Raw genomic sequence first — 13,453 nt, 5'->3', positions numbered from 1 at the left:
CGGCGGGGTGTTCCAACAGCTGTAATGGCCTGGGCGCGCATCCTGTCCCGGGAAATCAATGGAAACAGTTGCAGTCTGCGGATTCCACGCCATCCGGCCACCCAATCCACGCTGATCCGGCCGGGTATTCCACGCACATCCGGCCACCTGTTCCACGGCCATCCGGCCGGGCAGTCGGAGCGCAGCGACGCAGGGCTGGCATTGTTAATCTGATTGCCCGGGTGCCGTCAATTTCCGAGTTCTTTTACGCATCGATTCGCCCTTGAGCTGGAGGCGATAGGCGTTGTGTACCAAACGGTCGAGGATGGCATCGGCCAGGGTTGGATCGCCGATCAGCTCGTGCCAGTTTTCCACGGGCATCTGGCTGGTCACCAGGGTCGAGCGTTGGCCGTAGCGGTCATCCAGCAGTTCCAGCATGTCGCGGCGCTGTTCGGCGGTGAACGGGGCCAGTCCCCAGTCATCGAGGATCAACAGGTCGGTCTTGGCATAGCTGCTCATCAGCTTGGCGAAGCGACCATCGCCGTGAGCCAGGCCCAAGTCCTCCAGCAGGCGTGGCAGGCGCAGGTAGCGCACGCTGAAACCATCCCGGCAGGCCTTGTGGGCCAGGGCACAGGCGAGCCAGGTTTTGCCCACGCCGGTGGGGCCGCCGATGATCAGGTTGAGCCCTTCACGCAGCCACTGGCCGCTGCTCAGCTGGAGGATCAGCCCCTTGTCCAGGCCGCGCGGACTGCGGTAGTCGAGGTCTTCGATACAGGCGTTATGCCGGAGTCGGGCCTGGCGCAGCCGGCTGCTCAAGCGCTTGTCCTCGCGCTCGGTCAGTTCACGGTCGATGAGCAGACCGAGGCGTTCCTCGAAGCTCAGGCTGCTGATATCCGGGGTTGTCAGCTGCTCGCTCAGCGCTTTGAGCATGCCGTGCAGGCGCAGGTTCTGGAGCTTGTCCAGAGTCGGGTGATGCAACATGGGGGCGTTCCTTCAGGTCAGTGGTAGTAGCGCGGGCCACGCAGGTTTTCGTGGTTATCCGGCAGCAGCGGCAGGTGCTGTTGAGGCAGCGGCAGACGCTCAAGGCCTTGGCGCAGGATGGATTCGAGGCTCTTGTAGCTACAGGCCCCCAAGCTCAATGCGCGCTGGCAGGCCGCCTCCAGACGATCTTCGCCATGGGCTTTGCCGAGGCGCAGGATGCCCAGGCAGGCCCGATAGCCGTGGCTCGGATGGCTGCGCCGTTCGAGGATGTGCTGGATCACGCCAGCCGTATGGGGGCCGGTCTGCTCCGCCCAGCGCACCAGGCGCTGGGGCGTCCACTCGGCATGTTCGCGATGACTCTTGGGCATGTGCCCGACCTGGGTGCTATGCCGCCCCTTAAGCTGGGCGCGGACATGGCTGGCCACCCGCTGATTGCCGTGGAAGCACTCCACCGTGCGCGCCGTCAGGCGCACCTCCAGTTGTTGCTTCACCAGTTGGTAGGGCACCGAGTAGTAATGCCCATCGACCTCGACGTGGTAGTCGATATGCACCCGGACTTTCTTCCATTCGGCGTAGACATAGGGCTGCTCCGGAAGAGCGCGCAGTGCCGGTTGATCCAGCGTTTCGAAGGCTGACTGCCGGGAACCCGGCAGCTTCTTGAACGGGCGCTGATTCAGGCGAACCAGTAGCGCACCGATGGCGGTGTTGAGCTCTTCCCGCGAAAAGAATTGCCGGTGGCGCAGTGCCGCCAGAATCCAGCGCTCCACCACCTGCACACCGACCTCAACCTTGGCCTTGTCACGCGGCTTTCGGGCTCTGGCTGGCACGATAGCCACCGCATAATGCTCGGCCAGATCGCGATAGCTGGGGTTGATGTCCGGCTCATAGCGGTGCGTCTTGCTCACTGCACTGCGTAGGTTGTCCGGCACCACGATCGCCGGCACCCCGCCGAGAAAGGCAAAGCAGCGAGCATGAGAACCCAGCCAGTCCGACAACTGCTGTGACCAGGTGGCCTCCGCAAAGGTGTAGCTGGAGGCGCCGAGCACCGCGACAAAGATCTGCGCCTGACGGATCTCGCCGGTACGCCGGTCAATGATCGGCACTGTCTGGCCGGCATAGTCGACAAACAATTTCTCGCCGACCCGGTGCTCTTGGCGCATTACCACATCCACCTTGCCCTGCCAGGCGCGGTAGTGATCGCAGAACCAGCTGTACTGGAACCCCTGTGGCTGGCTCAGTCGATACTCCTGCCAGAGCAGCGCCAGGGTGACCCCGGGACGACGCAGCTCGGCATGTATCCAAGCCCAGTCAGGGATCGGGCGCTGTTCACTGGGAACGGAGGGCGACGGCGGGAAAAGCTGCCGCTCCAGCTCGGCGTCGGTCAGGGCAGAGGGCCAGGTCAGCCCACAGGCAGCAAAGCGATTGAGGTAGTCACCGATGGTGGCGCGACCAACTTGCAGGCTGACCGCGATCTGGCGGGCAGATAGACCAACCTCAAACTTGAGACGTAGTACTTCGCGAATCTTACGCATGGATAAACGCTCCACGGCGACCTCTCTGCTCCGAAAAAGAGGCCGATGGTAGTGAAGAAATCCTGCGTGGCTGCCTGCCTGACGGGTGGCCGGATGGCTGTGGAATCAGTGGCCGGATGCGCGTGGAATGGGTGGCCGGATCAGCGTGAAATCAGTGGCCGGATGTTCATGGAATAGGTGGCCGGATGGATGCGGAATCCGCATGCAGTCTTTATGCCGTTTGCCATTCGGCTATCCGATGGCCGTAGCCGTGGGCCTTTTCCCTATAATGCGTGAGTTACTGCCCCGCTCTCGCCGCAGTCATTCACAAGGCGCCCCATGGATTTCAACCCGATCGACCTCATTCTCCACCTTGACCAATACCTCAACCTGCTGGTCACCAACTACGGAACCTGGATCTACGCCATCCTCTTCCTGGTCATCTTCTGCGAGACGGGCCTGGTGGTAACGCCCTTCCTCCCTGGCGACTCCCTGCTCTTCATCGCCGGCGCCGTCTGCGCCACCGGCGGGATGGACCCCCTGTTGCTCGGCGGCCTGTTGATGCTCGCGGCCATCAGTGGCGACAGCACCAACTACCTGATCGGACGCACGGTGGGCGAACGGCTGTTCAGCAACCCGAACTCGAAAATCTTCCGTCGCGACTACCTGCAGCGCACCCACGACTTCTACGACCGCCACGGTGGCAAGACCGTGACCCTGGCGCGCTTCCTGCCCATCGTGCGGACATTCGCGCCCTTCGTCGCGGGCGTGGGCCGCATGCCCTACCCGCGTTTCTTCGCCTTCAGCGTGCTGGGCACCCTTCTCTGGGTGGGTGGCCTGGTAACCCTGGGCTTCTTCTTCGGCAACGTGCCCTTCATCAAGCAGCACCTGTCACTGATGGTCATCGCCATCATCGGCCTGTCCATGCTACCCATGATGATTGGCTTTGCGCGGAGTCACTTTCGCCCCGCCGCCAAAGACGCCGAGCACTCGAGCTGACCCGCGGCCCATGTGGTCCTACCGCAGTTGGCGCCGCCGGCGCATCCTCGCCCGCAACCCGGTTGCCCCCGAGCAGTGGGCAACCGTGCAGCGGCGCCTGCCGATTCTCGATGGCCTGGACGAGACTGAGAACCAGCGCCTGCGCGAACGCAGCGTGCTCTTCCTGCATGGAAAGCGCATCAGCGCCCTGCCCGGCGTCGAGCTTTCCCGCGACGACCGCCTGACCCTCGCCGCCCTCGCCCAACTCCCCCTGCTGCACCTGCCGGACCTCGACTGGTACCAGGGCTTCCACGAACTGGTGCTCTATCCCGACGACTTCGTCAGCCCCCAGCGCCACCGCGACGCAGCGGGTGTGGAGCACGAGTACGAGGACGAACGCAGCGGCGAGTCCTGGCAGTTCGGCCCGGTCATACTCGCCTGGCCCGGCGTGCAGGCCAGCGGCGGCTGGGACGGCTACAACCTGGTGATCCACGAGTTGGCACACAAGCTCGACATGCTCAACGGCAGCCCCAACGGCCTGCCGCCGCTGCACCGGGACATGCGCCAGTCCGACTGGGCCCTGGCCATGCAGACCGCCTTTGATGCGCTGAATGCGCAGCTCGACCGCGACCCGGATGCCGAAACGCCGATCGACCCGTATGCGGCCGAGGACCCGGCAGAATTCTTCGCGGTCGCCAGCGAGTACTTCTTCACCGCCCCGGACCTGCTCGACCAGGCCTTCCCCGCCGTCTACCGCCAGCTCCAGGCGTTCTACCGCCAGGACCCGCTGAGCCGTTTGAAACGGCTCCAGATCACCCATCCGGACTATCGCGACGCGACCAATGGATAAGCAGAACGGCGTGGCATCGGCTTGGGAATATGCCTATAATCGCGCCCACTTTTTTGGCCCCACCCCCTGGGAGTTGACCATGAGCTACAGCAAGATCCCGGCTGGCAAAGACCTGCCGAACGACATCTACGTCGCGATCGAGATTCCGGCCAACCACGCGCCGATCAAATACGAAATCGACAAGGACAGCGACTGCCTGTTCGTCGACCGTTTCATGGCCACCCCGATGTTCTATCCGGCCAACTACGGCTACATCCCGAACACCCTGGCTGACGACGGCGATCCCCTCGACGTGCTGGTCGTCACCCCTTACCCGGTTGCTCCGGGTTCCGTTATCCGCGCCCGTCCGGTCGGTGTCCTGCACATGACCGACGAAGCGGGTGGCGACGCCAAACTGCTGGCCGTTCCCCACGACAAACTGAGCGTCCTCTACAAGGACGTGAAGGAATACACCGACTTGCCGGCCCTGCTGCTGGAGCAGATCAAGCACTTCTTCGAGAACTACAAAGACCTCGAAAAAGGCAAGTGGGTGAAAGTTGAAGGCTGGGGCAACGCTGACGCTGCCCGCGCTGAAATCACTAAGGCGGTTGCGGCTTACCAAAAGTAAGGCCTGACCACCCAATGAAAGCCGGCCACAAGCCGGCTTTTTTATTGCCTGCGAAAAACTGGACCACTGGCATTCAGTGAATGTCGGGGCGGCTTTTGTAGGTTGTGGCTGAGCTCCGCGAAGCCCAACGTGCGAGGTCGATACCTGACCATGTTGGGCTTCGCTGCGCTCTGCGCCAACCTACGGGGCCGCTGCGCAGCCCTTTCGCGAATGAATTCGCTCCCCATCGCCGGCAAGCACGAAGTCACCGGCGCCTTCCGCTCGCTCCGGTTTTGTTACCACTGGCGCCCCCAAGCAGCCAGGGCGGCAACCGAAACACGCCCAACCACTACCCTTTCGATAACGCGGCAGAACCGCTTTTGGGTCAACCGCAGGACAGATCCGCAGCCAGGGTCGGCTCCCCATTCCAATGAATGTCGGTGATCGACAATGAGCATGATCAAGGCCTGTCTGCTGCTAGGAGCCTTGTGTGCAGGATGCAACGGCGTGGTAAAGCCAGAACTCGCGAGTTCCACGACCAACAGCTACTTTCCCATTTTCTCGGGTTTCCCCCTGCCCTACTTCTATATGGCGTCCGCGGTCCAGTGGAACGAGGAGTACGCCGTCACCACGGCCCACACGCCACTCATACCTTATGAGACGTATCGATGCAGTACGGGCTGCGACCTGGTCTTCTTCCGTCACACGGCCAAAGCCAAGATCCCTTCCTGGCGCGCCGCGCAGCCAGGTGAAAGCATCACCAGCACCGGAGCGAGCCCGTACCTGATCGCCGCAAGCGGGAAGGGCAAGGTTTACCCGGCGCCCTTCATCAACACCGACGAAGACAGCGGCGAGCTCTACGCCATCCACGATGCCCCCATCGCCAAGGGCATGTCGGGCGGCCCGGTAATCGCCGAGGACGGCAGCGTGGTGGGCATCAACATGGGGATCTACTCGGTCACCCTGAACGATCTCAGCTACCACCCCGGCGTAAGGGGCGCGCAGCGCATCAGCGTGTTCATTCCCTACTCGGTAATCCTGCGGGAATGGACGCTGTTACACGCCAGACTGAAGACCACAGACAAGCGAAGCTTCGCCGCCAACGAGTGATGCAGCAGGGGTAGGCGGCAATCCGCCAAAGCGATCGGGGCATATGCCCACGCAGAAAGCGACCATGGAGTATTGACCCTACCCCCTCCCCCCCCTACAGCCCCCCCCTTCTATCCCCCTGGAAGTTGCGCAACTTTCAGGGATGCCGTACCGGGACGCTGGAGTGGAATCCGCCTTCCACCCTCACAGCACACCTGCGGCTTACTACCGATTTCGCAACATGTGCTGATCCTATGTTCAAGAACATCCTGGTCGTTTGTGTAGGCAACATTTGCCGCAGTCCTACTGCTGAAGCCCTGCTCAAATCAAAGCTCGCCCCGCGCGGTATCAACGTCGGCTCCGCGGGCATCCATGCCCTGGTCGGCAACCCCATGGACAGCACCGCCCTCGAAGTGCTGCGCGAGCATGGCGGGGATCACCCCGAACACCAGGGGCGCCAGCTGAGCCGCGAAATGCTGCACCAGTACGACCTGGTGCTGGCCATGGAGCAGGGGCATATCCAGCGGATCGCCCAGATGGCCCCCGAGGCCCGTGGCAAGACCTTCCTCCTCGGCAAATGGCAGGGTAACCAGGATATTCCGGACCCCTATCGCCAGCAGAAGCCGGCCTTCGAACATGTCTATCAGTTGATGGCGCAAGGCGTCGAAAGCTGGTCACAGAAAATCTAAAGAACTTGTGAAGAGGCGCGCCCCATGACGACCCAACACAACCTGCAGGTGCAGGTCATCCGCGACGACGACGACATCGACCTGCTCGGGCTGCTCGGCACCCTGCTGGACAGCAAGTGGATCATCGTCGGCATCACGTCCTTCTTCACCGTGCTGGGCGCTGCCTACGCTGTGCTGACCCCGCCGGTGTACCAGGCGAACGCCCTGGTGCAGGTCGAGGAGAAAAAGGGTGGCATGGCCGCACTGAGCGGCATATCGGAAATGACCGAGATGTTTGGCGGCACTTCCGCCGCGGTCACCGAAATAGAGCTGCTGAAATCCCGCGCAGTGCTGGGCCAAGCGGTGGAGAACCTCAAGCTCGACATCATCGTCGAGCCCCACTACTTCCCGCTGTTCGGCCAGTTCCTAGCACGACGCTTCCAACCCGTCAGCGAGCACGAAGTGGCAGAGCCCTTCTTCGGCCTCAGCAGCTTCGCCTGGGGCGGCGAAGTGCTGGATGTGTTCCAGCTGGATGCACCGGATGCGTACCTGGGCAAGGATCTGACCCTGCGCGCCGACGGAAATGGCACCTTCACCCTGCTCAATGACGACGACGAAGTGCTGCTCACCGGCCAGGTCGGCGAGCAACTGGAGCAAGACGGCTTCAAGGTGCAGATCGCCCAGCTGGACGCCAACCCCAGCAGCCTGTTCAGCGTCACCAAGCAGCGCCGCCTGACCACCATCCTGCAATACCAGGAAGACCTGGCCGCAAGCGAGCGCGGCAAGGAGTCCGGCATCATCAGCCTCTCACTGGAAAGCGAGAACCCGGCCCACGCTACCCAGGTGCTGGATGAAGTCAGCCGCCTTTATGTGCTGCAGAACGTTCAGCGCAACTCCGCCGAAGCTGCCCAGAGCCTGGAGTTCCTCCAGGGCCAGTTGCCGGAAGTGCGCAAGCAACTGGAAAAGGCCGAAGCCCAGCTCAACGCCTACCAGACCAGCGCCCGCTCGGTGGACATCACCATCGAGACCAAGGCGGTGCTGGACCAGATCGTCGCGCTGGAAACCCTGATTTCCGAGCAGAAGCTCAAACGCGCCGAAATGGAACGCCTCTTTACCCGCCAGCACCCCAGCTACCAGGCGCTGATTACCCAGATGGGCCAGCTGGAACAGCAGAAGCGCGACCTGCAGAAAAAGGTGGAAAACCTGCCGGAAACCCAGCAGGAGCTGCTGCGCCTGACCCGCGACATGCAAGTCACCACCGAGATCTATACCCAGTTGCTGAACAAGTCCCAGGAACTGGACATCGTCCGCGCGGGCACTGTGGGCAACGTGCGCATCATCGACGCAGCCGACGCCAATATCGAAAAACCGGTGAAACCGAAAAAAGCCTTGATCGTGCTGATCGCCACCCTGCTCGGCGGCCTGGTCGCCGTGAGCTATGTGCTGGCGCGCAAGGCCCTGAACCGCGGCGTAGAAGACCCGGACGTGATCGAGCAGATGGGCCTGCCGGTGTATGCCTCCATCCCGCACAGCAAGGAGCAGGCCGCCCACGAGCTGAGCTTCAAGGGAAAGGGCAAGGGCACGGCCAGCGCCGGCTCACTGCTGCTGGCGGTGACCAACCCGGCCGACCTGGCCGTGGAATCCCTGCGCAGCCTGCGTACCAGCCTGCACTTCGCCACCCTGGAGGCGAAGAACAACATCCTGATGATCTCCGGCCCCAGTCCGTCTGTGGGTAAATCCTTCGTCTCCAGCAACCTGGCCGCCATCATCGCGCAGACCGGGCAGAAGGTTCTGCTGATCGACGCCGACATGCGCAAGGGCTACATCCACAAGATGTTCCAGCAGGAAGCAGAAAACGGCCTGTCGGAGTTGCTGACCGCGCGGATCAACCTCGACCAGGCCGCCTATGCCTCCGAGGTGGAAAACCTGCACGTGATCACCCGTGGCCAGATCCCGCCGAACCCTTCGGAACTGCTGATGCACGCCAACTTCACCCAGTTGCTGGAGCAGGCGAGCAGTCGTTACGACCTGGTGATCATCGACACCCCGCCCATCCTCGCGGTAACCGATGCCGGCCTGGTGGGCCGCCAGGCCGGCACCAGCCTGATCGTGACCCGCTTCGGCATGAACGCCGCCAAGGAAATCCTGCTCACCAAACGCCGCTTCGAGCAGAACGGCATCAGCCTCAAGGGCGCCATCTTCAACGCCGTGGAGCGCAAGGCTTCGGCCTACGGATATGGCAACTACAGCTACTACCAGTACGAATACAAATCGGACAAGGCATAAGCCGCCCTGCGCCTACCCTCTCCCGCCGTGGGAGAGGGCCCGGTAGAGAAGAAAGCCCGGTCGCCAGGCAGAGGCCCAGACCGACAACTGAGGTGCACCGCATGGCAGGCAAGCCTGCACCCCACCGCTGGTACCTGATCCAGTGCAAGCCAAAGCAGGATGCTCGGGCTGAAGAACACCTGGTGCGCCAAGCCTTCCGCTGCTATCGCCCAACCCACTGCGTCACGCGGCTGCGTGGCGGCCGAAAGCGGGAGAGCGTCGAGTCGCTGTTCCCCGGCTACTTGTTCATCCAGCTGGACCAGGTCAACGACAACTGGCACCCCATCCGCTCGACCCGTGGCGTCAGCCAACTGGTGTGCTTCGGCGACCAGCCGGCTGCCATCGCCGATGAGCTGATCAAACAACTGCAGCAGCGCCTGGCATCGCCGCAACCGCAAGAGCCCTGCCTGAGCCCTGGCGACCGCATACGCCTGAAAAGCGCCGGCCTACAGGAGATGGAAGCCATCTTCCTGGCCAGGGATGGAAGCGAGCGCGTGCTTATCCTCCTGCAACTTCTGCAGCGCCAACACACGCTCAGCGTCCCGCGTGACAGCATCGACAAGCTTTAACTCTCCCCGCTCATCGCCACGCCTATTGTAAGCGCCCTCCTCGAAAAATCAGTGCACCCATCGACATTCGAATGTGGGCCCTTAGGCGCTGCAGCCCTGCAACGCCTTGATCCTACTGAGCTATCAGATCGGTCGGACAAATTTCGACACGGCACTCAAGCTAACATCCATTTGCGAATGAGCGGTCCGGGTTGACGTTCTTCACAAACCAGCCCGAGTCCGTGAAATGCGGCGTCGGAAATATTCCGACTCAGGAAGTAGGCAGACTGCTTTACAAGCAGCTCAAGCCCTCAGGGACGACATCCCCCTGTAATGCGCAAGCCAGCACAGACTCGGCACGCCCGCTTTCATCCACACCAGACTACTGCCGCTTCGGGCACTGCCCGAGGCCAGCCATCGCTTATGGCGATCGTTCTCGGGGAATAAACGAGTAACCCTGGGGCGGTAGCGTGCCAAAAGCACGATCAGGTCGAATCCGAACCCGGTAAACAGGGCAGGGCCACAAGCCCCGAGCAACCCAGACAAGCCTTTGGCTCACAAGGAAGAAACAGCGGAATTCGCGAACCGTACCGTAAGGCCCGCTGCAGGAACGCAGGCAGGTTTCCCGACCGTAGCGTCATCATCAGGACAGGTTTCAATCGTGCCCAATCATCCTCAGGCAGCCACCGTAAAGGCCAAGGGCCACGGCCCGCACCGCGCCAGTAAAGGCGTACTCAAGCATGCCGCCAAGGTTCGCCATAGCGCCAGCAGCGCACGCACCCGCCATATCAACCTGATCGGTAAGCGGGAAAACACCGCGCCGGAAGGCCGCGGCCTGACGTTCTGGGGCCAATGGGCCGCCGCAATGGGCATGCTGACCTTGCTGCTCTGCGCCCTGGCCAAGGGCAACATCGGGCATATCGAAACCCAGTACCGCATCCTTGCCCTCTTCACCCTGCTGGGCTCCGTACCAGCCTATTCGCTGATGCGGGTCTACCATAAGCAGCACGGCTATCTGGTCGGCGTGAGCAGGCTGCTGGCAGGCTGGCTGGTGCTGCTGTCCGGCCTGACGGTCATGGCCTTCGTGACCAAGACCAGCGAGCTCTTCTCCCGAGAGATCATCATCATCTGGGCAGGCGCCGGCTACGTCATCCAGGCCTGCCTGTTCCTGCCGCTACACGCGATCTCCCGCCGCTATCACAACAAGCTCCAGTCTGAGCGCACCTCGCTCATCATCGGCACTGGCGACCTCGCCCAGGAACTGGCTGACAAACTGGTGCGCAAACGCAGCGAGCCCCTCCTGGGCCTGGTGGCCGCCGACGACCACCTCCACTTGGACGATAGCCTGTACCCCCTCATCGGTAACCTCAGCCATCTGCGCGACCTGATTACCGAGCACAGGATCCGCCGTCTCTATATCGCCCTGCCCCTCTCCGCCGCAGAGCAGATCGAGGGCCTCTACATCGACCTGCTCGACGCCAACGTCGACGTGGTGTGGATCCCGGACCTGCAGAGCCTGAAGCTGCTCAACCACTCGGTGTCCGATATCGCGGGCCTGGCAGCGATCAACCTCAATGAAAGCCCGCTCACCAGCTACCCCACCGCCGCCCTGACCAAAGCTGTGCTGGACCGCAGTGTCGCCCTGCTGGCCATCCTGTTGCTCAGCCCGGTATTGCTGGGCACCGCGTTGGCGGTAAAGCTCTCCTCCCCCGGTCCGGCCCTTTTCAAGCAGAAGCGCCATGGCTGGAACGGCATGGTAATCAAGGTATGGAAGTTCCGCTCCATGCGCGTGCATGCCGATACTCAGGTCAAACAGGCCACCCGTAAAGACCCGCGCATTACCCGCGTTGGCCGCTTCATTCGGCGCACCTCCATCGACGAGCTGCCCCAGCTGTTCAACGTCCTGCAAGGTTGCATGTCCCTCGTGGGCCCGCGCCCACATGCCGTTGCCCACAACGATTACTACACCGGCAAGATCGACGCCTACATGGCCCGCCACCGCATCAAACCCGGCATTACTGGCCTGGCGCAAATCAGCGGATGCCGCGGGGAAACCGAGACGCTGGACAAAATGGAAAAGCGCGTGGAGCTGGACTTGGCCTACATCAACAACTGGTCTTTCTGGCTGGATATCAAAATCCTGATCAAAACCCCGTTCACCCTGCTCGCCAAAGACATCTACTAATCCTCGACTAGCGCCTGCTCTTTGTAGGAGCGAGCTCGCTCGCGAAGCTCTTTCCTACCTCCCAACGCACTACCCCGCCCCCAGGACGGAGCGGCTTCAGATCGACATAAAGGACTAATGCCCCATGCAGTATCCAGACATCCTTCACCACGGCGCAGTAACCGGCGTAACCGGCTCGTGCCATCAACTGTTGATGGACGAGCAGCACAGCCTTCTGGTGGACTGCGGCCTGTTCCAGGGCGCTGAAACCTCTGCCGAAGGCCGGGCTGGCGCCGACAGGCTGGATATCGACTTTGACATCAGCACCCTCAAGGCGCTGGTGCTCACCCACGTACACATGGACCACGTCGGTCGGCTGCCCTACCTGCTTGCCGCCGGCTACAAAGGCCCGATCATCTGCAGCCAGCCTTCCGCGCAGCTGCTCCCACTGGTACTTGAGGACGCCTTCCAGTTCACCTTCGGGCGCAATGCGCAGCTATTGCAGAAGTACCTCAAACTGATACAGCAACGCGTGATGCCGCTTCCCTTCCGCACCTGGCATAGCCTGATCGACACCCCCGACCTGCAAGCGCGTATCCGCCTGCAGCGGGCAGGCCATATCCTGGGTTCGGCCTACATCGAATGCGATGTGCGCTACCCCAAGCGTGGCGAACAGAAGCGCGTTGTATTTTCCGGCGACCTGGGCGCCACCCATACGCCCCTGCTGCCAGCGCAAAAATCCCCCTGGAAGGCTGACATCCTGGTGCTCGAAAGCACCTACGGCGACCGCCTCCATGAAGACCGACGCACACGCAAACAACGCCTCAAGGCCATCATCGAACAAGCCCTGGCCGACAACGGCACCGTACTGATCCCCGCCTTCAGCATCGGCCGCACCCAGGAACTGCTCTACGAACTCGAAGAGATCATCCACCACGCCACTAACCCCCCTCGCTCACGCCTTAGCTCCCCTCTCCCGCTTGCGGGAGAGGGGCTGGGGGAGAGGGCAAAAACAGCGCCCCACCAAATGACAGGAGAGGGGCCTCGCTTTTCCTCCCCTCTCCCGCCTGCGGGAGAGGGGCCGGGGGTGAGGGAAACCACCGCCAGCAAAAAAACTCCCGAGGACAGCCCAGAACTCCACTGGCCCGCCCTCCCCATCATCCTCGACTCCCCGCTGGCCACCCGCTTCACCCGCGCCTATCGCGACCTCCAGCACTTCTGGGACGCCGAAGCGCAAAAGCGTATCAAGGTCGGGCGCAAACCATTGGGTTTCGAACAACTGCTGACGGTGGAGCCACGACGCCCACCTGCGCATGGTGCGCCATCTGGCCAGCACCGCCCGCCCCGCCATCGTGATTGCGGGTAACGGCATGTGCAGCGGCGGCCGCATCGTCAACTACCTGAAGGCGATGCTGGGCGACTCGCGCCACAACGTGCTGTTCGTGGGTTACCGGGCAAACGGCACACCCGGCCAACTGATCCAGAAGCACGGCCCCAAAGGCGGGTATGTGGACCTCGATGGTGAGCGCTTCGACGTCCGTGCCGGCATTCATACCGTCGGCGGCTATTCCGCCCATGCGGACCAGAAAGGACTGGTGAACTTCGTGACCCGCATGCGGCATTGGCCAAGCGAAATTCGGCTGGTGCATGGCGAGAACACAGCCAAGAACGCTCTCAGCAAACAACTGACCACGCACTACCAGCAACGCGATGTCGCTGCTGATATACGCATCCCATAAGCACATCCGAAGAAGCACTCCACAAGGACGTGCGG

General features: G+C 62.3%; 12 protein-coding genes. 10 read left to right on the top strand and 2 right to left on the bottom strand.

Annotated elements, in window-relative coordinates; translation table 11 throughout:
* Positions 1-204: 204 nt before the first annotated feature.
* The gene (gene istB, locus THL1_RS04075; RefSeq protein ID WP_069082059.1) at positions 205-960 is read right to left on the bottom strand and encodes an IS21-like element helper ATPase IstB; all 756 of its coding nucleotides are present in this window, start codon (positions 958-960) and stop codon (positions 205-207) included.
* Between the two features lie 17 nt (positions 961-977).
* Positions 978-2,492, bottom strand: a complete 1,515-nt coding sequence (gene istA / locus THL1_RS04070; protein WP_069082058.1) for an IS21 family transposase — start codon at positions 2,490-2,492, stop codon at positions 978-980.
* Positions 2,493-2,810: 318 nt separating this feature from the next.
* Here istA and THL1_RS04065 point away from each other — a divergent pair, with 318 nt between their 5' ends.
* The 10 genes from THL1_RS04065 to THL1_RS31245 all read left to right on the top strand — a co-directional run bounded on the left by THL1_RS04065 (position 2,811) and on the right by THL1_RS31245 (position 13,418).
* Positions 2,811-3,470 (top strand): DedA family protein, encoded by a 660-nt coding sequence (locus THL1_RS04065; RefSeq protein WP_069082057.1) that lies wholly within the window; start codon positions 2,811-2,813, stop codon positions 3,468-3,470.
* 10 nt (positions 3,471-3,480) lie between these two features.
* Positions 3,481-4,299: a zinc-dependent peptidase gene (locus THL1_RS04060; RefSeq protein WP_069082056.1), complete on the top strand. Its 819-nt coding sequence runs from the start codon at positions 3,481-3,483 to the stop codon at positions 4,297-4,299.
* A 79-nt stretch (positions 4,300-4,378) separates the two neighbouring features.
* Complete coding sequence (gene ppa / locus THL1_RS04055) at positions 4,379-4,906, top strand: inorganic diphosphatase (protein ID WP_016490694.1); 528 nt, start codon at positions 4,379-4,381, stop codon at positions 4,904-4,906.
* A 429-nt stretch (positions 4,907-5,335) separates the two neighbouring features.
* Positions 5,336-5,995, top strand: coding sequence for a serine protease (locus THL1_RS04050; protein ID WP_414703726.1), 660 nt, complete (start codon positions 5,336-5,338; stop codon positions 5,993-5,995).
* A 233-nt stretch (positions 5,996-6,228) separates the two neighbouring features.
* Complete coding sequence (locus THL1_RS04045) at positions 6,229-6,663, top strand: low molecular weight protein-tyrosine-phosphatase (protein ID WP_069082054.1); 435 nt, start codon at positions 6,229-6,231, stop codon at positions 6,661-6,663.
* A 24-nt stretch (positions 6,664-6,687) separates the two neighbouring features.
* Positions 6,688-8,928 carry a polysaccharide biosynthesis tyrosine autokinase gene (locus THL1_RS04040; protein WP_069082053.1) on the top strand — a complete coding sequence of 747 codons (2,241 nt, stop codon included), beginning with the start codon at positions 6,688-6,690 and terminating at the stop codon, positions 8,926-8,928.
* A gap of 101 nt (positions 8,929-9,029) precedes the next feature.
* On the top strand, positions 9,030-9,536 hold the full coding sequence (rfaH, locus tag THL1_RS04035; protein ID WP_069082052.1) for a transcription/translation regulatory transformer protein RfaH: 507 nt from the start codon (positions 9,030-9,032) through the stop codon (positions 9,534-9,536).
* A gap of 772 nt (positions 9,537-10,308) precedes the next feature.
* The gene (locus THL1_RS04030; RefSeq protein WP_069086402.1) at positions 10,309-11,700 is read left to right on the top strand and encodes an undecaprenyl-phosphate glucose phosphotransferase; all 1,392 of its coding nucleotides are present in this window, start codon (positions 10,309-10,311) and stop codon (positions 11,698-11,700) included.
* 124 nt (positions 11,701-11,824) lie between these two features.
* Positions 11,825-13,045 (top strand): MBL fold metallo-hydrolase, encoded by a 1,221-nt coding sequence (locus tag THL1_RS04025; protein ID WP_237234769.1) that lies wholly within the window; start codon positions 11,825-11,827, stop codon positions 13,043-13,045.
* Positions 12,993-13,418 (top strand): MBL fold metallo-hydrolase RNA specificity domain-containing protein, encoded by a 426-nt coding sequence (locus THL1_RS31245; protein ID WP_237234768.1) that lies wholly within the window; start codon positions 12,993-12,995, stop codon positions 13,416-13,418. Before THL1_RS04025 ends, THL1_RS31245 begins: the two co-directional genes overlap by 53 nt.
* The last annotated feature ends 35 nt before the right edge of the window (positions 13,419-13,453 follow it).

The sequence above is a fragment of the Pseudomonas sp. TCU-HL1 genome (genome assembly GCF_001708505.1).
In the GTDB taxonomy this organism is placed as follows: domain Bacteria; phylum Pseudomonadota; class Gammaproteobacteria; order Pseudomonadales; family Pseudomonadaceae; genus Metapseudomonas.
Note: the sequence above shows the minus strand (reverse complement) of the source record. Positions and strands in the feature narration are given on the sequence as shown.